A 26,528-nucleotide genomic window follows, 5' to 3' on the forward strand; every position below is an offset into this window, starting at 1 on the left:
GACTACGACCGCGCGCCGCGCGCCGAACGAGGGCGCGCGGGGCTTTTACCGAATTCCGGGCGAAAACTCGGGGTGGGCTCGGCTCGGGGAGAAGGTCAGTTCCCCCTGCGGATCTTCAGACCGAGGGAGTTGAACTGCTCGAACGGCCGGTGGTACCCCCGCTCGATGTGGTTCACGCCGCGCAGTGTCGAGGTGTCCTCGGCGACCGCCGCCGCCAGCACCGCCGAGAACCCGGCGCGGATGTCGGGCAGCGTGACGTCGGCCCCGCGCAGCTTGGAGCCGCCCCGCACGACGGCCGAGTGCTTGGCGTTGCTGTCGTGGTAGCGGCAGGCCGGGCCACCCAGGCACTGCGCGAACACCTCGATCTCGCAGCCCATCCTCTGCAGCGCCGGGACGTACACGAGCCGGTTCTCGAAGACGGTCTCGTGCAGCACGGACATGCCGTCGGCACGGGTGAACAGCACCATGAGCGGGGTCTGCCAGTCGGTCATGAAGCCCGGGTGCGTGTCGGTCTGCACCGCCGCCGCGCGCAGGCCGGCGGGGGCCGAGGCGGTCAGCCACTCGTCGGTGATGTCGAACCGCGCGCCCATGCGCGCCAGCGTGGTGATGGCGGTGACCAGCCGGTCCTGCGGGCAGCCGTGCACCCGGACCTCGCCGCCGGTGACCAGCCCGGCCACCAGGTAGGAGAACGCCTCGATGCGGTCGCCGGCGAGCCAGGTGGAGGCACCGCGCAGCCGCTCGACGCCCTCGATCACGATGCGCCGGTCGGGGCTCATCTCGATCATCGCGCCCATGCGCTGGAGGAACAGGGCCAGCTCGACCACCTCGGGCTCCATCGCCGCGCCCTTGATGACGGTCTTGCCCTCGGCGAGCACCGCGCTCATCAGGATCGTCTCGGTGGCGCCGACGCTGGGGTACGGCAGCGTGATCCGGTTGCCGCGCAGCCGGGTCGCCTTGGCCGTGATGCCGGTCTCGCCGACCTCGACCTCGGCCCCCATGAGGCGCAGCGCCTCCACGTGGAAGTTGACCGGCCGCCGCCCGATCGGGTCGCCGCCGACCAGCGGAACGAAGGCCTCGCCCGCGAGGTGCAGCAGCGGACCGAGCATCAGGATCGGGATCCGGTTGAGCCCGGTGTACTCCTCCGGGACCCGGGGCCGGATCTCGCCGCCCCGCTCGATCTTGATCTCGCCCGGCGAGATCTCCACGTGGATGCCCAGGGCCTCCAGCATGGCCGCGGTCAGGCCGACCTCGCCGACCTCGGGCGCGTTGTGCAACGTGCTTGGACCGGTCCCGAGCATGGCCGCGACCATGTGTTTGGAGACCGCGTTCTTGGAACCCCGTACCTCGACGTCGCCGCGCAGCGGTCCGGACGGTTCGATGTGCCACACCTCTTCACTCACGTGGCAAGACTAACCGCGTTTCACCCATGTCCCGCGTAGGTACCATCGGGACGGTGCGGCATCTGAGAGTGGAACTGACCACGTTCGTGGTGACGCTGCTGGCGCTGACGGCGTTCGGCGTGGCGGCCGGGTTCGCGTGGTCGGCGATCGCCCCCACGTCGAGGTTCGTCCTGACCGAATCGGGCCCGCTCGTCGCCGACGCCGAGTCGCAGACGCTCATCGCCGCCGACGGCTGGTTCGCCGTCGTCACCGGGGCGCTCGGCCTGGCCTCCGGGGCGGTGGCGTACTTCCTGGCGCGCCGCCGGGCCCCGGTCGGGGCCGTGCTCGGCCTGGCCGGAGGCGGGCTGCTCGGCGCGTGCGTCGCCTCCCAGGTCGGATCGACGGCGGTGGGCACCACGATCCAGGCCGCCGGGCCGGCCGGGCTGCGGACCAGCGACTCCCTCGGCCTCACCGCGCACGGGGTGCTGCTGATCTGGGCGCTCCTCGCCGCCGGGGTGTTCTGGGTGCTCGAATTCGTGCTGAGCTATCGCGAGGGCGCCGCCGAGGACCCGGCCCAGGCCGACGCGGGCCCGGCCGACGCCGGCTAGAGCGGCGGGCGCCGTTCGCCACAGCGGGTGGCCCGCTCGAACGCGAGGCCGAGGCGCAGCACGTCCAGGTCGGCCCATGGCCGGCCGACGATCTGCAGGCCGACCGGCAGCCCCTCGGAGGTGAACCCGCACGGCACCGACATCGCCGGGGCCGACAGCACGCTGATCCAGTAGCAGGACCGCATCCACGCGAGGTAGTCCGGCATCGGCTGCCCGGCGACCTCCGTGACGTACGGGTCGTCCGCGGGGAACGGCGGCACCTGGCTGACCGGGGCGATCAGGAAGTCATGCTCGTCGAAGAGCGCGTTCATCCGGTGGTAGAGAGAGGTGCGGAGCCGCTCCGCGTGGGCGAGCTCGGCACCGGTGACCTCGCGGCCCCGCTCGACGTTCCACGCCACGTTGGGGCCGACGCCGGACAGGTCGCCGTAATTGAGCGCGTAGAACCATGCTCGCTGGACGCGGAAGGCGTCCTCGGCGTCGGACAGGTCGAGGTCGACCAGTTTCACCCGGGCCCCCATCTCCGACAGCGTCCCGGCCGCCTCGGCGGTGAGCCGCGCGGTCTCGGGGTCCACCGGCAGGCCGCCGAGGTCGGGGCTGTAGGCGATCCTGGCGCGGGTGACGTCCATCTCCAGGCTCGCGCCGAACACCTCGCCGTCCTCACGCACCGCGTACGGCGAGCAGGGGTCGAAGCCGGAGATCGCCCGCATGAACAGCGCCAGGTCGGCGACCGTCCTGGCCATCGGCCCGGGAACGCTCAGCGTGAACCAGGCCGCCTGCCGTGACAGGGACGGCACCCGTCCCGGCGTCGGGCGCAGCCCGGCGACGTTGCAGAACGAGGCGGGGTTGCGCAGTGATCCGCCCATGTCCGAGCCGTCGGCGAGCGGCACCATGCCGGACGCCAGCGCCGCGGTGGCGCCCCCGCTGCTGCCGCCCGCGCTCCTGGACAGGGCGTAGGGGTTGCGGGTGACGCCGAACACGTCGTTGACCGTGTGTGAGCCGGTGCCGAACTCCGGCGTGTTCGTCTTGCCGATCATGACGCCGCCGGCGGCGCGGACTCTCCGGACCAGCAGGTCGTCCTCGGTGGGAACGTGGTCGGCGAACACGCGGGAGCCGTACGTGGTCCGCACCCCGGCGGTGTCGACCAGGTCCTTGTGCGCGACCGGCAGCCCGTGCAGCGGGCCGAGCACCTCGCCCCGGGCCAGCGCCTCGTCGGCCCGCCGCGCCTGGTCGAGCGCCCGCTCAGGGGTCAGGGTGACGATCGCGTTGACCCGGCCGTTGACCTCCTCGACGCGGCGCAGGTGCGCCTCGGCCAGCTCGACCGCGCTGACCTGCTTCGACAGCAGGAGCCGCGACATCTCGGTGGCGGTCAGGTAGTGCGGGTCGGTCATCGTGCTGCCCCCATCGACGGTCGTGCGGCCGGACCTCCGAGTCTCGCGGAACCGTTCCCCGCTCCGCGATGGCAAGGTTCGCCGAGGCGGATCAGCCGATTTTGCCGATCGGGGCGGTGACGGCCCCGGTCAGCGCGATCAGGTTCGCCGGGGCGGTCTCGATCTGCAGGCCGCGCCGTCCGGCCGAGAAGTAGATCGTCTCGAAGCCGAGCGCCGACTCGTCCACCACCGTGGGCAGCCGCTTGCGCTGCCCCAGCGGGCTGATGCCGCCGACGACGTATCCGGTGACCCGTTCGACCTTGGTCGCGTCCGCCATCGCCGCCCGCTTGCCCTTGAGCGCGGCGGCGAACGCCTTGAGGTCGAGCTTGCCCGCGACCGGGACGACCGCCACGGCGAGCCCGGCCTCGGTCTCGGCCACCAGCGTCTTGAAGATCCGTTCGTACGGCAGGCCGAGCGCGTCCGCCGCCTCCTCGCCGTACGCCTGCGCGCCGGCGTCGTGCTCGTACGGGTGGAGGGTGAACTCCACCGCGGCCTTCGCCAGCGCCACGGTCGCCGGCGTTCCCTGCCCACCCTTGCTCTTGGTCTTGCTCACCTCTCGAAGGGTAGGGCATCCCGTTCCGGCGGCTCCAATTAATAAACGTCCTGTCTGGAAACAGCCTCGACCTCCCCGGGCGTCACGGGCCGGTGAAGGTGATCCAGCAGGCGGGGCCAGGTGCCGTCCTCGACCCACCGCCGGTACCGCTCGTAGCAGGTCTGCCAGGGGCCGTACCGCTCGGGCAGGTCGCGCCAGGGCGCCAGGGTGCGGGTGCGCCACAGGATCCCGTCGACGATCTGCCGCTGGTCACGCCGCCTGCGCCCCCGGCCGCCGGGCTCCGGCTCCGCCAGCAGCGGCCGCAGCCGCGCCCACTCGTCGTCGGTCAGGTCGCCGTCCGCCCGATCGGCCTCGGGACGGCCGTCGGGCGCCCCGGCGGCGAGCTCCAGGCGCTCGGCCCCCAGCCGGAGCGGCCCGCGGCCCCGCGTGCCGAGGACGTCCTGCGCGTTCAGGAGGGTGCACGACGTCATCGACAGACAGCCGCACCCGATGCACCCGAGAAGCTCGCGGCGGAGCTGCTCGATCTCCATCTTCTTGGCCGCCAGCCGGGCGTCCCAGCGGCGGGAGATCCGCGCCCAGTCGTGCCGGCTCGGCGCCCGGTCGTGTGGCAGGCCGGCGAACGCGTCGCACACGTCGGCCAGCGAGAGGCCGAGCCGCCTCGACACCACGATCAGGGAGACGCGCCGGATCATATGCCGCGGATAACGGCGCTGGTTTCCCTCGGTCCGCTGCGCGGAGATCAGCCCGAGCCGCTCGTAGTAGTGGAGCGCGGAGACCGCCACACCGGTGCGGCGCGAGACGTCGCCGACAGAGAGCAAGTCATCGGATCTCCAGTTCACCGGACCTCCAGTTGACCTCAAGTGCGCTTGAGATTCTAAGGTCCGTGCCATGACTTTGCTTGATGACGGCACCAGGGTCGGGACCTGGCGCGAGCTGCTCGGCCCCGGACATATCGGGACGTCCGTCGTCCTCGCCGGCGGGGTCGCCCTCTATGCGATCAACGTTTATGTGACCACCAGCCTGCTGCCGACCGCGGTGCGCGACATCGGCGGGGAACGCTTCTACGCCTGGAACGCGACGGTCTTCCTGATCGCTTCGGTCATCTCCTCGATGCTCGTCAGCAGGATTCTGGCGTCGCGCGGGGCTGTCGGGGCGTATTTGACCGGTTTCGGCGCTTTCACGCTCGGCACCGTGATCTGTGCCGCGAGCCCGGTGATGGAGCTCCTGCTCGCGGGGCGCGCGATCCAGGGCCTCGGTGGCGGGCTCCTCGCCGGGCTGGGCTTCGCCGTCATGCGCTCCGCCCTGCCCCCGCACCTTTGGACCAGGGGCGCGGCCCTCGTGTCGGCGATGTGGGGGATCGGGGCCTTCGTCGGGCCCGCGCTCGGCGGGCTCTTCGCCCAGATCGGCGCGTGGCGGCTGGCGTTCGGGACGCTCGCGGCACTGGCCGTGGCGATCGCCTTCATCGTGCCCAGGGCGCTGCCACGCGGCGAACACGGCGTCGCCGCCGGTCCGGTTCCCGGAATCTCGCTCGCCCTGCTCACCGGGGCGGCGGCGCTGATCAGCCTGGCCGGCGTCCTGCCGCGCGGAGCGCTCACCGCGCTCGCCGTCGCGGGCGCGCTCGCCTTGGTCGCGCTGTTCGTCCTCCACGAGCGCCGCGCCGAGGTCCGGGTGCTGCCCGCCCTGACGTTCTCGGGCGGCTCGCCGCTGAAGTGGATCTACCTGACGATCGTCGTCCTCGCGATCGGCTCCACCGCCGAGACCTTCGTCCCCCTGTTCGGGCAGCGGCTCGGCGGCCTGGCGCCGGTGGCGGCCGGGTTCCTCGGCGCCGCGCTGTCGCTCGGCTGGTCCGCGGCCCAGTTCCTCAGCGCCAACGCCGTCCGCCCGGCGGCGATCCGGCGGATCCGCGTCGCCGGCCCCGCCGTGCTCGCCACCGGCCTGGCGCTCACCGGGCTCCTGCAGGCGGAGAACGCCGGCGGGCTGACCATGATCCTCTGGGTCGCGACGTACATGATCGCCGGGGCCGGGATCGGTATGGCGTTCCCGCACCTGGCGACCGCGGTGATGGGCAGCACGGACGACCAGGAGGAGGCGGGCCGGGCGACCACGGCGATCAGCACCGTGCAGCTCATCGCCAGCGCCTTCGGCTCCGCCCTCGCCGGGGTGCTGGTCAACCTCGGCGAGCCGTCCACCCTCCGTTCGGCGCACTACCTGCTGTTCGGCTTCGCCCTGATCGCCGTGCTCGGCTGCCTGACGGCCCGCGCCGCCCGGTCCCGGGCGTGACCGGAAAACCCGTTGGGCCTCCCAAGGGCCGTGGATAGCCTGCCGTGATGCATATCGAGATCGTCTCCCTTGCCGAGGGCTGGGTGGAGGTGCCGAGGGCGCTCACGCCGGTCCGCTGTGTTCCGGACCACGACTACGCCACCTACGTCGAGCCCAACGTCTGGGTACGGCACAGCCTGGCCTGAGCCCGCGCCGCGCGTGCCGGGCCCGCTCCGGTGGTGGGGCGAGCCCGGCCCGGCCGCTCAGGCCAGCGCGATGGTGATGGGGCCGCCGTGCGGGTCGGCGCCGGACAGCAGCGACGACGGCACGCGGAAGACCCGGCCCGGCGAGACCGGCCAGGGGAGGGTCCGGCGGGCGATGCGCCGTCCGTCCTGGGTCACCTCGACCCGGGCGACGAGCCGCTGCTCGGCCGACCACAGCAGGATCCGCTCGCGCGGGGGCTTCCCCGCCCCGGGACGTACCAGGCCGGGGGACACCCAGGTGAACGGCGCCTCCACCCGCAATGGGATGCCCGGCCCCTGCGGCAGGACGCCCGCCAGGTAGTCGCGTACGTGCCGGGCCACGTGGTGGCCGTCCAGCGCCGCGATGTCGGCGGTGTCCACGGGGTGGACCAGGTTGCCCACCGCGAAGACGCCCGGACGGCTGGTGCGCAGGGCGTTGTCCACCAGCGGCCCCTTGCTGCCGGGGTCGATGTCGAGGCCGGCGGCGCGGGCCAGCTCGTGGTCCGGGATCCAGTCTCCGGTGAAGATCACCGTGTCGCACGGCACCGTGCGCCGCGCCCCGGTGGCGAGGTCCTCGACCTCGACCGCCTCCACCGCGTAGTGCCCGATGATCCGGGTCACCCGGGTCCGCGTCGCCACCGGCACCCGCAGCACCGCCCGGCCGGGCACGCTGAACGCGGCGTAGGACTCCGCGTGCGGGTGCTCCGTCGTCATCAGCACGGTGCGGCACCCGGCCTCGCGCAGCGTCAGCGCCGCCGACCAGCTCACCAGCTCCGCGCCGACGATCACGGCCCGCGTGCCGACCTCGCGGTGGTGCAGGTGGACGAGGTTCTGGAGCTGGCCCGTGTTCATCACGCCGGGCGGCCGGTCGCCCGGCACCAGCCGCGCCGTACGGGGGCGCTCTCTGGCGCCGGTGGCCAGCACGACCGCCCGGGCGTCCACCCGGATCCGGCCCTCGGGGGTGGTGACGTCGAGGGAGCGCTCCCCGGCCCAGCCGGTGACCATCGCCGACGTCCGCACGCGGGCGCCCGCCTCGACCGCCCGCTCGGCGAGCAGCCGCGCGTACGCCGGGCCGTTCATCACCCGGTGCAGGTCGCGCAGGCCGTACCCCGTGTGGTCGCTGTGCCGGGGGATGCCCCCGGCCTCCCACTCCCGGTCGAGCACCAGCACGTCCAGACCCGAGGCCGCGAGCTCCCGTGCCGCGGTCAGTCCGGACGGCCCGGCCCCGACGACGGCGACGTCCGGGCTCTCGGTCGTGACGTCCGGCGCGACGCCGTTCGTGCCGCTCACTGCGCTTCCCCCGTCTGCTCGGTTTCCCCGTGCTCCCCGTGCTCCCTGTACTCCCTGTTCTCCCGCGCGACCCCGGCGCGCAGGCGCCCCTCGACCTCGGCTCCGCAGAAGAAGCCCTGGCAGCGGCCCATCAGCGCCCGCGTACGGCGGCGCAGCCCGTCGATGTCGGCGGGCGGGATGGGCGAGGCGAGCGCGTCCCTGATCTCCCCCTCGGTGACCCGCTCGCAGAAGCACACGGCCGTGCCGTACGCCGGGTCCTCGGCGATGAGGTCCGCGCGCTGGTAGGGGCGCGGGAACGCCTCGCCGATGTTGGGCATCCGCGGCGGGTCCGGCAGCGTCGCCTTGGCGTCGAGCCGCAGCCCGGCCTCGCCCAGCAGGCCGAGCGCGTGCTCCGCCACCGCCATGGCCGACGTGAGGCCGGTCGAGCGGATGCCGCCGAGCACGAGGTAGCGCTGCCCGGCGTCCAGGAACACCTGGTAGTCGCCGTGCTCCGTGGCCGCGCGCAGGCCCGCGTACGAGGCGGTGACCTCCTCCTCCAGCAGGGCGGGCATCAGCTTCCGGCCCTTCTCCAGCAGGAACCCGAAGCCGTGCTCGGAGGTGGAGGTGTCGGTCCGGTCGTCGCGGTCCTCGGCGGTCGGGCCGAGCATGACGTTGCCGTAGATCGTCGGGCTGACCAGCACGCCCTTGCCGCGCGAGCTGGGGACCGGCAGCACGATCCGGTTCACCAGCGGCCGGGCGAGCTTGTCGAACACGAACAGCTCGCCCCGGCGCGGGGTGACCGTGAACCGCGTGTGCCCGAAGAGGCCGTCGATCACGTCCGAGCCGAGCCCGGCGGCGTTGACGACCCAGCCCGCGCGCAGCGTGCCCCGGCTGGTCCGCAACACGGTGTCCGCCGCGTCCCCTGCCGTGCCGGAGGGCGGCTCGACACCCTCGACCCGGGTGTTGAACAGCAGGTACGTCCCGCGGGACAGCGCCTCCGTGGCGAACGCCAGCGTGGTGGTCCACGGGCAGATGATCGACTCGTCGGGCACTGTCAGCCCGCCGAGCGCGCCCGGCGCCAGCGCCGGGACCTGCCGGTAGACCTCCTCGGCGTCGACGATCTCGCACCGCTCGTAGCCGTTCTCGGCCGCCTTGGCGGCCAGCCCCGGCAGCGCGGCCAGCTCCTCCTCGGTCCAGGCGACCAGCACCGCGCCGGTGCGCTCGACCGGGATGCCGGTCGTGGTCGCGTAGTCGCCGAGCAGCTCGTAGCCGCGCCGCACCAGCCGGGACTCCAGCGTGCCGGGCTTGGCGTCGAACCCGGTGTGCAAAATCGCCGTGTTCGCCTTGCTCGTGCCGTCGCCGACGTCGGCGCGCGCCTCCACCAGGGCGACCGACAGCTCGTACGCCGACAGCGCCCGGGCCACGGCGGCGCCGACGACCCCGCCGCCGATCACCGCCACGTCGACCCTCTCGACCGGCAGCGGGCCGTACCTCATCTGCCGCGTGTTCATGCTTCGCTCCCCGTCAGATCCGCCCTGTCCATGGCCGCGTCCACGCCCCGGCGCCATCGGGCCAGGAACTCGGCGGCCCGCTCGCCCGTCCAGCGCGGCTCGTACGTCGTGGACGGCGTCCACGCGGGCACCGCGTCCTCCAGGCTCAGCGCGGGGTCGACCGCGAGCCGGGCCATGGCGGCGGCGCCGAGCGCGGTCGCGTGCGGCGACGGGTAGACGTCCACCGGCATCTGGGCGAGGTCGGCCTGCGCCTGCATCAGCGTGGCCGACCGGGTGAGGCCGCCGTCCACCCGCAGCCGGGTCAGCGGCGCGCCGAGGTCGCGGGCGACCACCTGGGCGAGGTCGGCCACCTGCGCGGCCACGCCCTCCAGCACGGCGCGCACCAGGTGTCCGGGCCGGGTGGACAGCGTCATCCCGAGGAACGAGGCGGTCGCGTCCGGCCGCCACCAGGGTGCGGCGAGCCCGGCCAGTGCCGGGACGAACAGCGCGCCCTGGCTGTCGGGCGCGGCGGTCGCGTCCAGGTCGGTGGCGCCCCCGATGAAGCCGAGGTCGCCGAGCCAGCGCACCGCCGACGCCGCCGTGTAGACCTGCCCGTCCACGCAGTACGGCGTGCCGCCTCTGGCCCGCCACGCGACGGAGGTGGTCAGGCCGGAGGTGGACCGTACGGCGCGCTCGCCGGTGTTGGCGAGCAGGAACGCGCCGGTGCCGAAGGTGCACTTGGCCTCGCCGGGCCGCAGGCAGCCCTCGGCGAGGAGGGCGGCCTGCTGGTCCACGATCAGGCCGCCGACGGGGATCTCCCCGCCGAAGGCCCGGGTGGTGCCGACGATCTCGTCACAGGCGACGATCCGCGGCAACCGCTCGCCGTCCAGCTTGAACAGGCGCAGCAGCTCGGGACTCCAGTCGACGGCGTCCAGGTCGAGCACGAGCGACCGGCTGGCGGTGGCGGCGTCCGTCACGAACTCGCCGGTGAGGTGGTGCACCAGCCAGGTGTCGCTGGTCGTCACCACTCCTTCGGAGGTGAGGTTGCGCCGGATCCACGCCATCTTGGGCGCGGAGAAGTACGGGTCGAGCACGAGCCCGGTCAGCTCCGCGATCCGGGCCGCCTGGCCGGCCAGCTCGGCGCAGACGTCCTCGGCGCGGCGGTCCTGCCAGACCAGCGCGGTCGTCAGCGGCCGCCCGGTCAGCGGGTCCCAGGCGAGCACGGTCTCGCCCTGGTTGGCCAGGGTCACCGCGTCGATCGGCCGGCCCGCCTGCGCGACCGCCTGGCGGCCCGCAGCGAGCACCGAGTCGAGCAGCTCCTGCGGGTTCTGCTCGACCCGGCCCCCGGGCAGGTACGCCGGCCGTACGGGCACTTCGGCGAGCGCCAGGACGGCGCCGTCCGGCCCGACGACGACGGCCTTGGTGCCGGACGTCCCCTGGTCGATGGCCAAGACGGTGGTCACAGCGACTCCACCCCCACGCCGGGCTCGGCGGTCAGCCGGTCCCTGCGGGTGACCCAGACGACGGCGAACACGGCGGCGCCGAGCACCAGGGAGCCGAGGGCGTAGAGCTGCGCCATGCGGAAGTCGGAGGGGATCATGAAGATGCTCAGCTCGATGACCAGCCAGACGACGGCGCCCGCGACGACGGGCTTCTCCCACTTCCCGAGGCGGAAGTCGTCCGGCTGCGGGCGGTACTTGCGCCGGGTGCCGAGGTACAGCGCGACGGTGCCGGCGTACAGGATGGCGGGCATCAGCGTGCCCGCGCCGAGCAGCTCGCCCAGGGCGTCGGCGTTGCCGGAGAAGGTGAGGACGATCAGCATCGAGGCGCCGGCGGCGACGACGGTGGCCCAGGTGGGGCCGCCGGTGGCGCGCGGCACCCGGCTCAGCGCGCCGGAGAACGGCAGCCGGCCGTCGCGGGCCATGGCGTGCACGAGTCGGCTGCAGCTGACCATGATGACCAGGCCGCAGGCGAAGATGGCCACGCTCACGACGACGAGGAAGGCCCGCGCCACGCCGGCGCCGACCACGTTCGCGATGACCTGGGCGACGGGGGCGGAGGAGGCGGTGATGCCCGCGACGTCCGTGCCGAGAGCGGCGGTGACCACGATCAGGAACACCATGCCGATGGCGACGCTGAGCAGGATCGCGCGGACCATGGCCCGGGGGACCACCTTCTTGGGGTTGATGGTCTCCTCGGCGAGGTTGGCCGCCGACTCCCAGCCGACCAGGGTGAACGCGCCGAGCAGGGCCGAGAGCATGAACGGCCCGAGCCAGCCGAAGTAGCCGTCCTGCGACGCGACGCCGGTCGAGGTCAGGTTGGACCACTCGGCGTGCCCGCCGAAGATCGCGAATCCAGCGATGAGCAGGGTGAGCCCGATCATCGCGACGATCTCGGCGCTCACCGCGAGGTTGTTGATCTTGGTGGTGATGGGCGTGGACCAGATGATGAGCACCATCTGCACGAGCAGCACGACAGCGGTGACCAGCGCGCCGCTGAGCGGGGTGTAGGTCCAGCCGAACAGCGGGAACAGCGCCGTCTGGGCGAGTCCGTAGTCGACCGCGACGGCGACGATCGCGAGGAACGCGAACGACACCCAGCCGAACCACCAGCCGAGCACCGGCGAGGCCAGCCGGCTCGCCCACTGGTAGCTGTAGCCGGACAGCGGGATCCGGCTGGCGAGCATTCCGTAGACCAGGGCCACCATCACGGTGCCCGCGCCCACGATGGGCCAGGTCCAGATGCCGGCCGGGCCGCCCTTGCCGAGCACGGTGCCGTACGTCGAGAACAGGCCGGTGGTGATCGAGATGAACGAGAAGGCGACCGCGAAGGACTCGAACGACTTCAGGGTGCGCTTGAACTGCTGGGAGTACCCCGCGTGCGAGATCGCCTCGTCGGCGGCGCTGTCACTCCCGGTCATGACCCCGGGTGCGGGCGTGGAACGATGGGACATGGATCGTCTCCTGCTGCGAAGAAAGTGAGCGGTCCGGGCCCGGCGGCGTGGCCGCGCCGCCGGGCCGAGCTTACGGCCTGATTACCTCCACACCCGCCCTGACCAGGGCGGACGCGAGTTCGGGGGGTGGTTCCCGGTCCGTGATGAGACCGGAGAATCCGTCCAGGCCGCACACCCGGTAGGCGGCGACCCTGCTGTGTTTCGTGCTGTCGGCCAGCACGTAGGTGCGCGCCGTGTTGGCGAGGATGACCCGCTTCGTCGCGACCTCGTCGAGGTAGTAGTCGGTCAGCCCGGCGCGCGCGGTCAGGCCACCGGAGCCGAGGAGCGCCACGTCGGCCCGCAGGTCCTGGAAGAACGCCACGGTCTGCGCGTTCGAGACCGCGAGGTCGCCCTGCCTGACCCGGCCGCCGGCGACGAGCACCTCGACGCCCGGCCGCCCGGCCAGCTCGGCGGCGACCAGCAGCGAGCACGTCGCCACCACCCCGCGGAAGCCGGGCGGGATGGCCCGCGCCGCCTGCACGGCCGTGGTGCCCACGTCGATGATCACCGTCTGGCCCGGCCGGAGCACCTGGGCCGCCTGCGCGCCGATGACCGCCTTGGCCTCGGCCTGCGCGGTGGAGCGTTCCAGGTAGGAGGACTCCTCGCCGGTGCCGGAGGTGACCGCCGTGGCGCCGCCGTGCACGCGGGCCAGCAGGCCGCGCCGCTCGAGGGTCGCCAGGTCGCGGCGGGCGGTCTCGTGCGAGACGCCGAGCTGCTCGGCCAGGTCCTCGGTGCGCAGCGTGCCGGCCTGCGACAGTGCCTCGACGATGCGCTGGTGGCGCTGGGCCGGAAGCATGAACACCATCCACATGACCGAAATTGACTGCTATTGCCCGAAAGTGTGGATTAGTGACCGAAAGATGTCAATAGTCGGTCACCAACACGACGCGCCGTCCGCATGCTGGACCGAAAGCGATCGCTCCGCCGCCGTCCGTAGACTGTGAGGGTGATTTCCCGTATCGATCTGCGCGGTTCCCTGCCCGGTGACCTGCGCGATGTGCTGCCCCGCGCCGAGCTCGACGTCGAGGCCGCCCTGGCGAAGGTGCGGCCCATATGTGAGGACGTGCGCCATCGTGGCGCGGCAGCCGTACGGGAGCTGACCGCGAGATTCGACGGCGTCGAGCTGGAGTCCACCCGCGTCCCGGTGGAGGAGCTCGGCCGCGCCCTGGCCACCCTCGACCCGGCGGTGCGCGCCGCCCTGGAAGAGTCGATCAGGCGGGCCCGCGCGGTCCACCGCGACCAGCGCCGCACCGACACCACCACCCAGGTCGTGCCGGGCGGCACGGTCACCGAGCGGTGGGTCCCGGTGGACCGCGTCGGCCTGTACGTGCCGGGCGGCCGGGCCGTCTACCCCTCCAGCGTCGTCATGAACGTGGTGCCCGCCCAGGAGGCCGGGGTCGGCTCCCTCGCCGTCACCTCGCCCGCCCAGAAGGACTTCGGCGGGCTCCCGCACCCCACGATCCTCGCCGCCTGCGCGCTGCTCGGCGTCGACGAGGTCTACGCCGTCGGCGGCGCCCAGGCCGTGGCGATGTTCGCCTACGGCACCGAGGAGTGCCCGCCGGCCACCATGGTCACCGGCCCCGGCAACATCTGGGTCGCCGCGGCCAAGCGGCTGCTCAAGGGCCGCATCGGCATCGACTCCGAGGCCGGCCCCACCGAGATCGCCGTCCTCGCCGACGAGACCGCCGACCCGGTCCACGTCGCCGCCGACCTGATCAGCCAGGCCGAGCACGACGTGATCGCCGCGTCGGTGCTCGTCACCACCAGCCTCGAGCTCGCCGACGCGGTCGAGAAGGAGCTGCCCGGCCAGGTCGCCGCCACCCGCCACTCCGAGCGCATCACCGAGGCGCTCTCCGGCCGCCAGTCCGGCATCGTCCTCGTCTCCTCACTCGACGACGGGCTGCGCGTCGTCGACGCGTACGCCGCCGAGCACCTGGAGATCCAGACAGCGGACGCGGCGGCGGTGGCCGCCCGGGTGCGCAACGCCGGAGCGATCTTCGTCGGGCCCTACTCCCCGGTGTCCCTCGGTGACTACATGGCGGGCTCCAACCACGTGCTGCCCACCGGCGGCTGCGCCTGCCACTCCTCCGGACTGTCCGTGCAGACGTTCCTACGCGGCATCCACGTCGTCGATTACACCCGGGAGGCGCTGGCCGGCGCGGCGCCGCACGTGTGCGTGCTCGCCGACGCCGAAGACCTGCCCGCGCACGGCGCCGCCGTACGCGCCCGGTTCGACTGGGGGATCCCCTCGTGACGGCCCGGGACGACCAGCGAGAGAACATGACGGCAGCGGTGACGACACTCGACGACCTGCCCATCCGGGACGATCTGCGGGGCAAGACCGCCTACGGCGCCCCCCAGCTCGACGTGCCGGTCCGGCTCAACACCAACGAGAACCCCTACCCGCCCTCGCCGGCCCTGGTCGAGGACCTGGCCCGGGCCGTACGGCAGGGCGCGGCGACGCTCAACCGCTACCCCGACCGGGACGCGCTCGACCTGCGCAAGGACCTCGCCGACCACCTCGGCCACGGCCTGACCGCCCGGCAGGTGTGGGCGGCCAACGGCTCCAACGAGGTCATCCAGCAGATCCTGCAGGCGTTCGGCGGCCCCGGCCGCGTCGCGATGGGCTTCGAACCGTCCTACTCCATGCACCCGATCATCGCGGGCGTCACCGCCACCCGGTGGATCGACGGTGCGCGCGAAGAGGACTTCGCGATCGACGAGGAGCAGGCCGTCCGCGTGATCGAGGAGCACCGCCCCGATGTGGTGTTTCTCACTTCGCCGAACAACCCCACCGGCACGGCGCTGCCGCTGCGGGTGATCGAGCGCATCCTCGCCGCCGCGCCCGGCATGGTCGTGGTGGACGAGGCGTACGCCGAGTTCGCCCGCACCGGCACGCCGTCGGCGCTGTCGCTGCTCCCGGGCAACCCCCGGCTGATCGTCACGCGCACCATGTCCAAGGCGTTCGCCATGGCGGGCACCCGCCTCGGCTACCTCGCCTCCGACCCCGCCGTGATCGACGCGCTGCTGCTGGTCCGCCTGCCGTACCACCTGTCCACGCTGACGCAGACCGCGGCCCGGGTCGCGCTCGCGCACCGGACGGAGCTGCTCGGCACGGTGGACGCGCTGCGGGCCGAGCGGGACGCGACGGTGGACTGGCTACGGCAACGTGGCCTCTCCGTCGCAGACTCCGACGCCAATTTCGTGCTATTCGGTAAGTTTCCGGATCGGCACGCCATCTGGGAGGGCGTGCTCGAACGCGGCGTGCTGATCAGGGAGACCGGTCCGGACGGCTGGCTGCGGGTGTCGATCGGGACCGGTGAAGAGATGGCGGCCTTCCGGGCCGCGCTGGAAGGGGTCCTCGGATGAGTGAGGCGCGCGTTGCCGTCGCGAACCGTGTCGGGCGGGTCGAGCGCGCCACCAAGGAGACGTCCGTGCTGGTCGAGGTCAACCTCGACGGCACCGGCGTCATCGACGTGGCGACCGGGGTCGGGTTCTTCGACCACATGCTGGCGCAGCTCGGCAAGCACGGGTTGTTCGACCTGACCATCAAGACACAGGGCGACCTGCACATCGACTCCCACCACACGATCGAGGACACCTCGCTCGCGCTGGGCGCCGCGTTCCGCGAGGCGTTGGGCGACAAGTCGGGCATCCGGCGGTTCGGCACCGCGGCCTGCCCCCTCGACGAGTCGCTCGCCCAGGTCACGGTGGACCTGTCCGGCCGGCCGTACCTCGTGCACACCGAGCCCGAGGGCATGGCCCCGATGATCGGCCCCGACTACGACACGACCATGACCCGGCACATCCTGGAGTCGTTCGTCGCCCAGGCCGCGGTCTGCCTGCACGTGCACGTGCCGTACGGGCGCAACGCGCACCACATCGTGGAGGCGCAGTTCAAGGCTCTCGCCCGCGCGCTGCGCGAGGCGTCGGAGCGGGACCCGCGCGCGACCGGCGTGCCGAGCACCAAGGGCGTGCTATGACCTTCGCGTCCGTCGGCATGATCTTCGTGGGGCTCTTCCTGATCGGCGGGGTCATCTCCGCCGTACGCCAGGGCCTGAAAGGCCTCGCCATAATCACCGGCGCGGCCGCCGCGCTGGCGCTGACCGCGGGAGTTCTGTGGTGGCAGTAGCGAAGCGGGTCGTCATCCTCGACTACGGCTCGGGCAACCTGCGTTCGGCCGAGCGGGCGTTCGCCCGCGCGGGCGCCGACGTCACGGTGACCTCCGACCACGACGCGGCCCTCGAGGCGGACGGCCTGGTCGTCCCGGGGGTCGGCGCGTTCGCCGCCTGCATGGCGGGGCTGAAGAGCGTCCAGGGCGACCGCGTGGTCGGCCGCCGGCTGGCCGCGGCCCGCCCCGTCCTCGGCATCTGCGTCGGCATGCAGATCCTCTTCGAGAAGGGCGTCGAGCACGGCGTCCACACCCAGGGCTGCGGCGAGTGGCCCGGCGTCGTCCAGCGCCTGGACGCCCCGGTGCTGCCGCACATGGGCTGGAACACGGTGTCCGCCCCGGAGGGCAGCGTCCTGTTCCGCGGGCTCGACCCCGAGACCCGGTTCTACTTCGTCCACTCCTACGGGGTGCGCGAGTGGCAGCTCACCCCCGGGCCGGGCTTCCCCGCCCCGCTGGTCACCTGGGCCGAGCACGGTGTGCCGTTCGTCGCCGCCGTCGAGAACGGGCCGCTCATGGCCACCCAGTTCCACCCCGAGAAGTCCGGCGACGCCGGAGCCGTCCTTCTCTCCAACTGGCTGAGCACGCTGTGAACCCGCGGGGTCTCCCCGGCGCGCGCCCCGGACCGCCGCGTCGGGAGGCCGCGTGAGCAAGGAACGCGCCAGGCGCCGGGCGGAGCGCGAGGCCGAGCGGGAGCGCCGCGCGGCCGAACACGCGGCTCGCGAGGCACGGGCGGCCAGGCGGCGGGAGCTGCGCGGCCGGGTGGTCGCCGTGCTCCCGCGCCGCGTACGCGTGGCCAGGCAGGGTGGACTCCTCGCCCGCAGGCGCCGCGACCAGAACGCCGTGCTCGTCGTGTTGTGGTTCCTCACGCAGGTCATCGCCTGGCTGTTGCTCGACGGCTGGGCGGCCCGGATCGGCGTGTTCGTCCTGTCGATTCTGCTGATCCCGGTGCTCGTCACCGTCCTATTTGACCGGAGGTCCTGACTGATGTCGCTCGTTTTGCTTCCCGCCGTTGACGTCGCCGACGGCCAGGCGGTTCGCCTGGTGCAGGGAGAGGCGGGGACGGAGACCTCGTACGGCGACCCGCTCGCCGCGGCGCTCGCCTGGCAGGAGGCCGGCGCGGAGTGGATCCATCTGGTGGACCTGGACGCCGCCTTCGGCCGCGGCAGCAACCGCGAGCTGCTGGCCTCGGTGGTGGGCGCCCTGGACGTGAACGTCGAGCTGTCCGGCGGAATCCGCGATGACGCCTCCCTCGCGGCCGCCCTGGCCACCGGCTGCCGCCGGGTCAACATCGGCACCGCCGCTCTGGAGGACCCCGCCTGGTGCGCCAAGATCATCGCCGAGCACGGCGACCGGATCGCGGTCGGGCTCGATGTGCGCGGCACCACCCTGGCGGCGCGCGGCTGGACGCAGGAGGGCGGCGACCTGTGGGAGGTGCTCGACCGGCTGGAGTCGGAGGGCTGCCCGCGCTACGTCGTCACCGACGTGACCAAGGACGGCACGCTGCGCGGCCCCAACGTCGACCTGCTTCGCGAGGTCTGCCGCCGCACCGAGCGGCCGGTGATCGCCAGCGGCGGCGTGTCGTCGCTGGACGACCTGCGCGTCCTGGCCGGCCTCGTGCCGGACGGCGTCGAGGGCGCCATCGTGGGCAAGGCGTTGTACGCCCAGGCGTTCACCCTGGAAGAGGCGTTGGCGGCGGTGAGTGCCCGATGAGCACCAGGATCTTCTCCGGCGGCCCGTGGGAGGACCGGTACGGGTACGCCCGCGCGGTCGTCGCCGGCTCGCGCGTGTGGGTGTCCGGATGCACCGCCACCGTGGACGGCGAGGTCCGGCACGTCGGCGACGCCTACCAGCAGACGCTCACCGCGATCGGCATCGCGCTCGACGCCGTCGGCAAGGCGGGCGGCAGCGTGCAGGACGTCGTCCGTACTCGGATATACCTGGTGAAGGCGGACGACTTCGACGCCGTCGGCCGGGCGCACGGTGAGGTCTTCGGCGCGGTCCGGCCCGCCTGTACGAGCATCCAGGTGGCCGGGCTCGTGGACCCCCGGATGCTGGTCGAGATCGAGGTCGAGGCGTACCTGTGCGACGGGACGCGCGAGGATCCGGGAGGTGAGGCTCCGTGACGGTGGCGGTACGTGTCATCCCCTGCCTGGACGTGGACGCCGGGCGGGTGGTCAAGGGCGTCAACTTCGAGAACCTGCGCGACGCCGGTGACCCGGTCGAGCTGGCCCGCCGCTACGACGCCGAGGGCGCTGACGAGCTGACCTTCCTCGACATCACCGCCTCCTCGGGCGGTCGCGAGACCATGCTCGACGTGGTGCGCCGCACCGCCGAGCAGGTCTTCATCCCGCTGACCGTCGGCGGCGGCGTCCGCACGGTCGAGGACGTGGACCGGCTGCTGCGTGCGGGCGCCGACAAGGTGGGGATCAACACCGCCGCCATCGCCCGGCCCGAGCTGCTGACCGAGGCGTCCCGGCGGTTCGGCGCCCAGTGCATCGTGCTGTCGGTGGACGCCCGCCGCGTCGTGGACGGGCCGCCCACCCCCTCCGGCTTCGAGGTGACCACGCACGGCGGCCGCCGCGGCACCGGCATCGACGCGGTCGAGTGGGCACGCCGTGGGCAGGAGCTCGGCGTGGGGGAGATCCTGCTCAACTCCATGGACGGCGACGGCACCAAGGACGGCTACGACCTGGAGATGCTCCGGGCCGTACGCGCCGCGGTCACCGTCCCGGTGATCGCCTCGGGCGGCGCGGGGAAGCTGGAGCACTTCGCGCCCGCCATCGACGCGGGCGCCGACGCCGTGCTCGCGGCGAGCGTCTTCCACTTCGGCGAGCTGAAGATCGCCGAAGTGAAGGACGCCCTCCGCGCGGCCGGCCACCCCGTGCGCTGACCTGGGACCCGCCCCTGTTCCCGCGACCTCGGCCGGTCAGACGGCCGAGGTCGTGCTCAGGTATTCGGCGAAGTTCATCGGCGGATGGCCGGCGACCTTCTCCACCGTGTCGGTGACCACGTCCAGCTCTCCGGCCGCGATCGCGGCGTACGACGTCACCCAGCCCGCCACCTCCCACTCGGGCGCGCCGTAGCGGGCCCGGGAGGCGTACGCCTCCTCGATCGTCTCGGCGTGGTAGCGGGTCGGTTTCCCGGTGACCCTGGTGATCGTCTCCGCCGCCTCGGCCATCGTCAGCGCCCGCGGCCCGGTCACGTCGTACGTCACGCCGTCGTGGCCGTGCTCGCGCAGGACGACGGCGGCCACGTCGGCGATGTCGTCGCGTGCCACCATGCCGGCCCGGCCCTGCCCGGCCGGACCCCGGATGACGCCGTCCTCTCCCACGAAGTACGGCACCAGATCCATGTACAGGCTGTTGCGCAGGAACGTGAACCTGACGCCGCTCTCCCGGATGTGCTGCTCGGTGTGCCAGTGGTCGCGGGCGAACGTGAAGGTCGCGTCCGGGGCGGCGCCGAGGAACGACACGTACACGATCCTGGACACGCCCGCGTCGAGCGCGGCGTCGACGGCCGAGGTGTGCAGCGCCACCCGGCCGGCCGTCTCGGTCGCGGAGACCAGCAAAAGCGTCTGCACCTCGTCGAGCGCGGCCCGCAGCGCGTCCGCGTCCTCGTACGCCGCGGCGACCGCGTGGGCGCCGGGCAGGTCCGGCGCTCGGGACGTGTCGCGGACGACGAGGCGTTGGTCCACGCCGGCGGCGGCGAGGCGGTGCGCCACGCGCCGTCCGAGCTGACCGGTCGCCCCGGTCACAGCGATGAGATCAGAGGTCATTCGTCCAGTGTCACACCGCCCGCCGGACGGCCGGCGGGCGGACTCGCGGATCGCGGCCTCCGGCGGGAACCTGATCTGCTGGGGGAACCGCGGCGCCCGCCGGCGGGCTGGGCGGCCCGAGGCGGAGGCGCCGTCGCCGAAGGAAACAGCGTCGATGCCGATGAGAGCGTCGGCGGACGTGGCGCCGCCGACCGCTGAGAGGGCACGACGAAGACGAGAGAGGGCGCGACGAAACACCGTCGCGCACGGGCGGTCCCGCGAGCAGTCGCCGCGGAATCACCGCCGGTGGAGGCGCCGCCGGAGAAGTCCGGCCGCGCCGTCCCGGCCGCGTCGTCAGGGGCCGGGTGTCACCGTGAGGTCCTGCCTCACCGCAGAACTGTCGTGAAGAACGTCGCCAATCGACTCGCTCCCGTATTCACCGTGTCGAACACGCCCTTCACGGCGCCGGCGGCGGCGGCTGGCTGGCTGTAGAGGTAGAAGACCACGAACGCGATGGCCGCGTACGTAAGAACCTTCTTGACCTGCATAGGGGGGCCTCCTGCAGTCAGTTTCCCGGCGGAACATACCCAGCGACGGGAATGATCATAACTAGCTGGGAGGCCAGGAGGCTCTTCCGGGGGGCTAACTCTTCAGCCAGAAAACAGAGACGTGAAGAACGCCGACAGCCGCTCGGCTCCGGTGCCGATGCTGTCGAACACCCCCCGGACCGCGGCGGCGGCCCCCGCGGGCTGGGTGAACAGGTAGAAGGCCACGAAAGCGATCGCGGCGTAGGTCAGGAGCTTCTTCACGTTCATCAGAGTTACGGCGCGACCCCGGACGGGGCGGGGGAGGAGGCGCCGCCCTCCTTTCTTCTCCGATCGCTGGCCCTCATGCTGCCGCATCACGTCGTGACATGTGCGTGTTTCCCGAGGAGTCGCCGGATATCGGAGGAGCGGAGCGGAAAGCCCGGGTCTCAGGTCACATGCCGAGCCGCGCCTCGCGGAGCTGGGTCACGGCGGCGGGGTCGCCCTCGTAGGACACCCGGGCGTGCGCCTGGCGGCCGAAGGCCAGCATCATCAGCTCCTGGGCGTCGCCGATCGCCACGACGGCCGGTTCGGCCATGCGGCCCGCGGCCTTCTCCCCGTTCGTACGGCGCAGCACCACGCCCACCGGCGACCCGCGGAAGAACAGCCGGGCCATCGCGCGCAGACGCTGCCACAGCACGTCGTCCAGGCCGGCGGGCAGCTCCCTGGGCTCCCAGTCCGGTTGCGCCCTGCGGACGTCCTCGTGGTGGACGAACATCTCCACCGTGTTGATCAGCTCGTCGATCCCCGGGATCAGCCCGTACGGCGTCCACTTCGGGGGGCCCTGCCGTACGAGGTCGACCAGCTCGGGGTAGGAGTGGCGGGCCTTGAGTCGCTCCTGCACGGACGCGGTGTACGGCGCGAGCGCGCCGATCCCGATGCCGGGGAGCGCGTCCGGGCGGCGCTCGCGCACCACGAGGTGGGCGGCGAGGTCGGCGGTCGTCCAGCCCGCGCAGAGCGTCGGCGCGTCGGGGCCGAGGTCGTCCAGCAGGTCGCAGAGCGCGGCGCGTTCGGAGCGGGAGTGGGTCACGGCCCCGAGCCTAATGCCGCCGGGCGACACGGATCATCCCGCCCCTGATGCCGTCGGATGACACGGATCATCGGGCCGCCCGGAATATTCCGGTTGATCAGGATGATAAGGAGTATCTAGGACCAAATGCCGGGGAAGGTGTCGGTCCGGGGACGGATACGGGGCGCCGCGCGGGCGGGTAACGTCTCGGATGCCCGTCCGGGAAGACCAGATTCCGAATGGAATCAGCCACAGGGCGCGCAGGTCGTACCGCGCCGCCACGATCGAGAGGACCCACCGCGTGCCGTCTCAGGTGTCAACCGCCGTCATGCGTCAGGGTCTCAAGGTCATCGGTGTCGCCATCAAATCGGAGCCGCGCGTCTTCATCGCCGCCGTGCTCTCCAGCGGCCTGTACGGCGTGATGACCGTCGCCTCCTCCTGGGCGCTCGGCCGGGCCACCGACCAGGTCGTGCTGCCCGCCTTCCGCGAGGGCCGGACGAGCGCGGGCGCCCTGGCGATCGCCGCCCTGCTGATCGTCGGGGTCGCGATGCTCAAGGCGCTCGGCGTCATGGGGCGGCGCATCCTGGCCGGCGTCATGCAGTACCGCATGCAGGCGATGTCGCGGCGCGCGGTCACCCGGCAGTACCTACGGCTCCCGCTCGCCTGGCACCACCGGCACCCGACCGGCCAGCTCCTCTCCAACGCCAGCTCCGACGCCGAGGCCGCCTGGGCGCCGCTCGCGCCGCTGCCCATGGCCGTCGGCGTCGTCGTGATGCTGGTGACGGCCGCTGTGGCGATCCTCATGACGGACCCGGTCCTCGCCATCGTCGGTTTCCTGATTTTTCCAGCCATCGCGTTGCTCAACCTGGTCTACCAGCGCAAGCTGTCCCCGCTGGCGACCCAGGCGCAGCAGCTCCGCGCCGAGGTCAGCGAGATCGCGCACGAGAGTTTCGACGGCGCCCTCGTCGTCAAGACCCTCGGCCGGGAGGGCGCCGAGACCGCCAGGTTCCGCGCCAAGGCCGACGAACTGCGCGACGCGAACATCGCCGTCGGCAAGGTGCGCGGCCTGTTCGACCCGATGCTGGAGGCCCTGCCCACCCTCGGCGTGCTCGCCGTGCTCCTCGTCGGCGCGATCCGGCTGGACAGCGGCGGCATGGTCGCGGGCGAGCTGATCCAGGTCGCCTACCTGTTCACGCTGCTCGCCTTCCCGATCCGGGCGCTCGGCTGGGTGCTCGCCGAGCTGCCGCGCAGCGTCGTCGGCTGGCAGCGCGTCCAGGACGTGCTCGACGCCACCGGCTCCATGGAGTACGGCGCCGCCAGGCTGGACGACGGCGACCCGGCCGAGATCGAGGTGAGCGGGGTCACCTACGGCTACGACCCGCAGGCCCCGGTGCTGCGCGAGGTCGGCTTCGACGTCGCGCGCGGAAGGACCGTCGCGATCGTCGGCCCGACGGGGGCGGGCAAGTCCACGCTCACCCAGCTCCTCGCCCGCCTGATCGACCCCGACCGGGGCGCGGTACGGGTGGACGGGACCGACCTGCGTGACGTGGCGCGCGGAGAGGTGAGCGCGTCCGTCGCGTTCGTCCCGCAGCAGACGTTCCTCTTCGACGACAGCGTGCGCGGCAACATCACGCTCGGCCGCGACGTCCCCGACGAGCGGGTCTGGGCGGCGCTGCGGCTCGCCCAGGCGGACGGCTTCATCGCCGCGCTTCCCGGGGGACTCGACACGCACGTCGGCGAGCGCGGGGCCACGCTGTCCGGCGGGCAGCGGCAACGGGTCGCCCTCGCCCGCGCGCTGGTCCGCGAGCCCCGCCTGCTCATCCTCGACGACGCCACTTCCAGCGTGGACCCGCAGGTCGAGAAGCGCATCCTGCACGGTCTGCGCGAGGGCTCGGCCCGCTCCACGGTGATCGTCGTGGCGTACCGGATGGCGACCATCGCCCTGGCCGACGAGGTCGTCTACCTGGAACACGGGACCGTGATCGACCAGGGCACCCACGATGAGCTGCTCGGCCGCTGCGAGGGCTACCGCGTCCTCGTCACCGCGTACGAGAGGGAAGAGGCCGAGCGGGCCGCGATCGACAGCGACGAGGAGGTCGTGGCGTGACCGCCGTGACAAGCGAGCGAGAGGCCGGCGAGCGGGAGGGCGACGAGCCCGGCGGCGGCATACGGGCGGCCGAGCGGTCGGCCCTGGAGACCCTGCGGCACGGCATTCGGCTGTCGCCGGAGTTCCGCCGCGGCCTGGCCGGCACCATGGTCCTCGCCGTGCTCGCCACACTCGGCAAGGTCATCGTGCCGATCGCGGTGCAGCAGGTCATCGACCGCGGCCTGCGCGGCAGCGCGCCCGACGTGCCGTTCATCAGGAACGCCGTCGTGCTGTGCGCGGTCGCCGTGGTGCTGACCGCCCTGGCCGGCTACCTCATGAACATCCGGCTCTACCGGGCCACCGAGTCGGGCCTGGCCACGCTGCGGACCAAGGCGTTCCGGCACGTGCACGACCTGTCCGTGCTCACCCAGAACAGCGAACGGCGTGGCTCGATGGTCTCCCGGGTGACCGGCGACGTGGACCAGATCAGCACGTTCATGCAGTGGGGCGGGCTGATGATCGTCGTCGCGGGCGGGCAGCTCGTGATCGCGACGGTCGTCATGGCCGTCTACTCCTGGCAGCTCACGCTCCTGGTGTGGGCCTGCTTCCTCCCGCTGGTTTTCCTGCTGCCGCGCTTCCAGCGGCTGGTGGCCCGGCGCTACACCGCCGTCCGTGAACGCACCGGCGACGTGCTGGCCGCCGTCAGCGAGTCGGTCGTCGGCAGCGCCGTCATCAGGGCGTACGGCTCGGAGGACCGCACGTCGGCGCGCATCGACGCCGCGGTGAACGGCCAGCGCGAGGCGCAGACCCGGGCGCAGAAGGTGGTCGGCCTCACCTTCCCGATCACCGAGCTGGTGGCCTCGATCGCCCTGGCCGGGGTGGTCCTGCTCGGCGTGCGGCTCGGCCTGGACGGCACGATCAGCGCCGGACGGCTGGTCGCCTTCCTCTTCCTGATCACGCTGTTCATCAGCCCGCTGCAGACCGCCACCGAGGTCCTGAACGAGGCGCAGAACGCCATCGCCGGATGGCGGCGCGTTCTCGGCGTGCTCGACTCCCCGGCCGACGTGGCCGACCCGGAGAACGGCGTCACGCTGCCGCGCGGGCCGATCTCTGTCTCGTTCGAGGACGTCGGCTTCTCCTACCCGGGCGGCGCGCCCGTCCTGCACGACGTGACGGTGGACATCCCGCCGCGCACCCGCGTCGCCGTGGTCGGCGAGACCGGCTCGGGCAAGACGACCTTCGCCAAGCTGCTCACCCGCCTCATGGACCCGGTGTCCGGCCAGGTCCTGGTGGACGGCGTCGACCTGCGGGAGGTGCGGTTCTCCTCGCTGCGCGAGCGGATCGTCATGGTGCCCCAGGACGGCTTCCTCTTCGACGCCACCCTTGAGGAGAACATCCGCTTCGGCCGGCCGGCCGCGACCACCGAGGAGATCCGGCTGGCGCTGACCGAGCTCGGGCTCACCGACTGGCTGGAGGGGCTGCCCGCCGGACTGGACACCCCGGTCGGCCAGCGCGGCGAGTCCCTGTCGGCGGGGGAGCGGCAGCTCGTCGCCCTCGCCCGCGCCTACGTCGCCGATCCCGACCTGCTGCTCCTCGACGAGGCCACCTCCGCCGTGGACCCGGCCACCGAGGTACGGCTGGCGCGGGCCCTGGACGGGATCACCCGGGGTCGCACGGCCGTGTCGATCGCGCACCGCCTCTCGACGGCCGAGGTCGCCGACGAGGTGATCGTCTTCCAGCACGGCCGGATCATCCAGCGCGGCCCGCACGCCGAGCTGGTGGACCAGCCCGGCGTCTACGCCGACCTGTACGCCTCGTGGACCTCGGCCACCCGCTCCTGAGGAGGGGCGGCCGGGCTCAACGGGTCTGGGGATCGCCGCCGGACAGCCGCTGGGCGAGATAGATCGGCACCACCGAGACGATCACCAGCGCCGCGGCGACCACGTTCACCACCGGGGCCTGGTTGGGCCGGAACAGGTTCTCGAAGATCCAGATCGGCAGCGTCCTGACCCCGGCGCCCGCGGTGAACGTGGTCACGATGATCTCGTCGAACGACAGCGCGAACGCCAGCAGGCCGCCCGCCAGCAGCGCCGAGCGCATCATCGGGAACGTGACCAGGCGGAACGTGGTGAACGTGTCCGCGCCCAGGTCGGCCGACGCCTCCTCCATGTTCAGGCCCGTCCGCCGCAGCCGCGCCAGCACGTTGTTGTAGACGGTCACGACGCAGAACGTGGCGTGGCCGACGATCACGGTGAAGAGCCCGAGCGGGACGCCGAGCACCGAGTGGAACGTGTTGCTCAGCGCGATGCCCGTCACGATGCCGGGCAACGCGATCGGCAGCACGATCAGCAGCGACACGGTGTCGCGGCCGAAGAACCGGTACCGCTGCACCGCGAACGCCGCCATGGTCCCCAGCACCAGCGCGATCGCCGTGGCGCCCAGGCCCGCCTGGACCGACGTCCACAGCGCGTCGCGCACACCGGTGGAGCGCCAGGCCGCGCCCCACCACTGGAGCGTGAACCCCGGCGGCGGCCACCCGAACGTCCGGTCGGAGTTGAAGGAGTTCAGCACCACCACGCCCAGCGGGACGTAGACGACGCCGAGCCCCAGGACCAGCGCCGTCCACAGCGCCGCCCGTGCCGTACGCGACAGGTTCACCGTGCCTCCTCCTTCGCCGGCGCGCGGAGCGCGTGACTCCCGACGGG

At 72.7% G+C, this 26,528-nt stretch carries 27 protein-coding genes and 2 pseudogenes; 14 read left to right on the forward strand and 15 right to left on the reverse strand.

Features of this window, described 5'->3' with window-relative positions; all coding sequences use genetic code 11:
* Positions 1–95 precede the first annotated feature (95 nt).
* Positions 96–1,400, reverse strand: coding sequence for a UDP-N-acetylglucosamine 1-carboxyvinyltransferase (gene murA / locus AWQ71_RS07180; protein WP_067128517.1), 1,305 nt, complete (start codon positions 1,398–1,400; stop codon positions 96–98).
* A 53-nt stretch (positions 1,401–1,453) separates the two neighbouring features.
* Between murA and AWQ71_RS07185 the strand changes: the two genes are divergently transcribed.
* A complete protein-coding gene (locus AWQ71_RS07185) occupies positions 1,454–1,987 on the forward strand; it encodes a hypothetical protein (protein ID WP_157570224.1) in 534 nt (177 codons plus the stop codon).
* On the opposite strand, the gene AWQ71_RS07190 is transcribed toward AWQ71_RS07185, so the two are convergent.
* The 4 genes and pseudogenes from AWQ71_RS07190 to soxR form a co-directional block, all read right to left on the reverse strand.
* On the reverse strand, positions 1,984–3,375 hold the full coding sequence (locus tag AWQ71_RS07190; RefSeq protein ID WP_067128522.1) for an amidase: 1,392 nt from the start codon (positions 3,373–3,375) through the stop codon (positions 1,984–1,986). The two genes, AWQ71_RS07185 and AWQ71_RS07190, sit on opposite strands and share 4 nt — an antisense overlap.
* A 91-nt stretch (positions 3,376–3,466) precedes the next feature.
* Entirely contained in the window at positions 3,467–3,967 is a 501-nt protein-coding gene (gene ybaK / locus AWQ71_RS07195; protein ID WP_067128525.1) for a Cys-tRNA(Pro) deacylase, read from the reverse strand.
* A 104-nt stretch (positions 3,968–4,071) separates the two neighbouring features.
* Positions 4,072–4,356 (reverse strand): annotated as a pseudogene (locus tag AWQ71_RS43665) (transposase); the annotation flags it as partial.
* A gap of 24 nt (positions 4,357–4,380) precedes the next feature.
* Positions 4,381–4,857, reverse strand: a pseudogene (gene soxR, locus AWQ71_RS43670) (redox-sensitive transcriptional activator SoxR); the annotation flags it as partial.
* On the opposite strand from soxR, the gene AWQ71_RS07205 reads away from it, so the two are divergent.
* A complete protein-coding gene (locus AWQ71_RS07205) occupies positions 4,856–6,247 on the forward strand; it encodes an MFS transporter (protein ID WP_067128531.1) in 1,392 nt (463 codons plus the stop codon). The pseudogene soxR and the gene AWQ71_RS07205 overlap by 2 nt on opposite strands.
* Positions 6,248–6,294: 47 nt before the next feature.
* Positions 6,295–6,432 carry a hypothetical protein gene (locus tag AWQ71_RS41430; protein ID WP_218001690.1) on the forward strand — a complete coding sequence of 46 codons (138 nt, stop codon included), beginning with the start codon at positions 6,295–6,297 and terminating at the stop codon, positions 6,430–6,432.
* Between the two features lie 57 nt (positions 6,433–6,489).
* Here the strand turns inward: AWQ71_RS41430 and AWQ71_RS07210 are convergent, their stop codons facing one another.
* From AWQ71_RS07210 to AWQ71_RS07230, 5 genes are all read right to left on the reverse strand, one after another.
* Positions 6,490–7,758, reverse strand: a complete 1,269-nt coding sequence (locus AWQ71_RS07210; RefSeq protein WP_067128534.1) for an NAD(P)/FAD-dependent oxidoreductase — start codon at positions 7,756–7,758, stop codon at positions 6,490–6,492.
* Positions 7,755–9,248, reverse strand: a complete 1,494-nt coding sequence (locus AWQ71_RS07215) for an NAD(P)/FAD-dependent oxidoreductase (protein ID WP_084258653.1) — start codon at positions 9,246–9,248, stop codon at positions 7,755–7,757. The genes AWQ71_RS07210 and AWQ71_RS07215 overlap by 4 nt, the downstream gene beginning before the upstream one ends.
* Positions 9,245–10,690 (reverse strand): FGGY family carbohydrate kinase, encoded by a 1,446-nt coding sequence (locus AWQ71_RS07220; protein ID WP_067128537.1) that lies wholly within the window; start codon positions 10,688–10,690, stop codon positions 9,245–9,247. The genes AWQ71_RS07215 and AWQ71_RS07220 overlap by 4 nt, the downstream gene beginning before the upstream one ends.
* Complete coding sequence (locus AWQ71_RS07225) at positions 10,687–12,180, reverse strand: amino acid permease (protein WP_067128540.1); 1,494 nt, start codon at positions 12,178–12,180, stop codon at positions 10,687–10,689. Before AWQ71_RS07225 ends, AWQ71_RS07220 begins: the two co-directional genes overlap by 4 nt.
* 70 nt (positions 12,181–12,250) lie before the next feature.
* On the reverse strand, positions 12,251–13,030 hold the full coding sequence (locus AWQ71_RS07230) for a DeoR/GlpR family DNA-binding transcription regulator (protein ID WP_245658150.1): 780 nt from the start codon (positions 13,028–13,030) through the stop codon (positions 12,251–12,253).
* Positions 13,031–13,165: 135 nt separating this feature from the next.
* Here AWQ71_RS07230 and hisD point away from each other — a divergent pair, with 135 nt between their 5' ends.
* From hisD to hisF, 9 genes are read left to right on the forward strand one after another with little or no spacing between them, the layout of a single operon-like run.
* Positions 13,166–14,473: a histidinol dehydrogenase gene (gene hisD / locus AWQ71_RS07235; RefSeq protein ID WP_067128543.1), complete on the forward strand. Its 1,308-nt coding sequence runs from the start codon at positions 13,166–13,168 to the stop codon at positions 14,471–14,473.
* Positions 14,474–14,499: 26 nt separating this feature from the next.
* Positions 14,500–15,588: a histidinol-phosphate transaminase gene (locus tag AWQ71_RS07240; RefSeq protein ID WP_067129008.1), complete on the forward strand. Its 1,089-nt coding sequence runs from the start codon at positions 14,500–14,502 to the stop codon at positions 15,586–15,588.
* Complete coding sequence (hisB, locus tag AWQ71_RS07245) at positions 15,585–16,202, forward strand: imidazoleglycerol-phosphate dehydratase HisB (RefSeq protein WP_067128546.1); 618 nt, start codon at positions 15,585–15,587, stop codon at positions 16,200–16,202. The genes AWQ71_RS07240 and hisB overlap by 4 nt, the downstream gene beginning before the upstream one ends.
* The gene (locus tag AWQ71_RS42555; protein ID WP_169806520.1) at positions 16,199–16,351 is read left to right on the forward strand and encodes a CG2302 family histidine operon protein; all 153 of its coding nucleotides are present in this window, start codon (positions 16,199–16,201) and stop codon (positions 16,349–16,351) included. Before hisB ends, AWQ71_RS42555 begins: the two co-directional genes overlap by 4 nt.
* On the forward strand, positions 16,342–16,980 hold the full coding sequence (gene hisH, locus AWQ71_RS07250; RefSeq protein ID WP_067128550.1) for an imidazole glycerol phosphate synthase subunit HisH: 639 nt from the start codon (positions 16,342–16,344) through the stop codon (positions 16,978–16,980). The genes AWQ71_RS42555 and hisH overlap by 10 nt, the downstream gene beginning before the upstream one ends.
* A 52-nt stretch (positions 16,981–17,032) precedes the next feature.
* A complete protein-coding gene (locus AWQ71_RS07255) occupies positions 17,033–17,371 on the forward strand; it encodes a hypothetical protein (RefSeq protein ID WP_067128553.1) in 339 nt (112 codons plus the stop codon).
* A 3-nt stretch (positions 17,372–17,374) separates the two neighbouring features.
* A complete protein-coding gene (gene priA / locus AWQ71_RS07260) occupies positions 17,375–18,100 on the forward strand; it encodes a bifunctional 1-(5-phosphoribosyl)-5-((5-phosphoribosylamino)methylideneamino)imidazole-4-carboxamide isomerase/phosphoribosylanthranilate isomerase PriA (RefSeq protein WP_067128556.1) in 726 nt (241 codons plus the stop codon).
* Complete coding sequence (locus AWQ71_RS07265; protein ID WP_067128559.1) at positions 18,097–18,513, forward strand: RidA family protein; 417 nt, start codon at positions 18,097–18,099, stop codon at positions 18,511–18,513. Before priA ends, AWQ71_RS07265 begins: the two co-directional genes overlap by 4 nt.
* A complete protein-coding gene (gene hisF, locus AWQ71_RS07270) occupies positions 18,510–19,280 on the forward strand; it encodes an imidazole glycerol phosphate synthase subunit HisF (protein WP_067128561.1) in 771 nt (256 codons plus the stop codon). Before AWQ71_RS07265 ends, hisF begins: the two co-directional genes overlap by 4 nt.
* A gap of 36 nt (positions 19,281–19,316) precedes the next feature.
* On the opposite strand, the gene AWQ71_RS07275 is transcribed toward hisF, so the two are convergent.
* From AWQ71_RS07275 to AWQ71_RS07280, 4 genes are all read right to left on the reverse strand, one after another.
* Entirely contained in the window at positions 19,317–20,165 is an 849-nt protein-coding gene (locus tag AWQ71_RS07275) for an SDR family oxidoreductase (protein ID WP_067128564.1), read from the reverse strand.
* Between the two features lie 365 nt (positions 20,166–20,530).
* Complete coding sequence (locus AWQ71_RS42560) at positions 20,531–20,692, reverse strand: hypothetical protein (RefSeq protein ID WP_169806521.1); 162 nt, start codon at positions 20,690–20,692, stop codon at positions 20,531–20,533.
* A gap of 102 nt (positions 20,693–20,794) precedes the next feature.
* Positions 20,795–20,953: a hypothetical protein gene (locus AWQ71_RS42565; protein WP_169806513.1), complete on the reverse strand. Its 159-nt coding sequence runs from the start codon at positions 20,951–20,953 to the stop codon at positions 20,795–20,797.
* A gap of 169 nt (positions 20,954–21,122) precedes the next feature.
* Positions 21,123–21,758, reverse strand: coding sequence for a TIGR03085 family metal-binding protein (locus AWQ71_RS07280; protein WP_084258654.1), 636 nt, complete (start codon positions 21,756–21,758; stop codon positions 21,123–21,125).
* 307 nt (positions 21,759–22,065) lie between these two features.
* Here AWQ71_RS07280 and AWQ71_RS07285 point away from each other — a divergent pair, with 307 nt between their 5' ends.
* Together AWQ71_RS07285 and AWQ71_RS07290 are read left to right on the forward strand one after the other, a co-directional pair.
* Positions 22,066–23,844, forward strand: coding sequence for an ABC transporter ATP-binding protein (locus AWQ71_RS07285; protein ID WP_067129014.1), 1,779 nt, complete (start codon positions 22,066–22,068; stop codon positions 23,842–23,844).
* Positions 23,841–25,664, forward strand: a complete 1,824-nt coding sequence (locus AWQ71_RS07290; RefSeq protein ID WP_439650361.1) for an ABC transporter ATP-binding protein — start codon at positions 23,841–23,843, stop codon at positions 25,662–25,664. Before AWQ71_RS07285 ends, AWQ71_RS07290 begins: the two co-directional genes overlap by 4 nt.
* A gap of 16 nt (positions 25,665–25,680) precedes the next feature.
* Here the strand turns inward: AWQ71_RS07290 and AWQ71_RS07295 are convergent, their stop codons facing one another.
* On the reverse strand, positions 25,681–26,481 hold the full coding sequence (locus tag AWQ71_RS07295; RefSeq protein WP_067128571.1) for an ABC transporter permease: 801 nt from the start codon (positions 26,479–26,481) through the stop codon (positions 25,681–25,683).
* Between the last annotated feature and the right edge of the window lie 47 nt (positions 26,482–26,528).

The organism is Microtetraspora malaysiensis, assembly GCF_001528665.1.
GTDB lineage: Bacteria > Actinomycetota > Actinomycetes > Streptosporangiales > Streptosporangiaceae > Microtetraspora_A > Microtetraspora_A malaysiensis.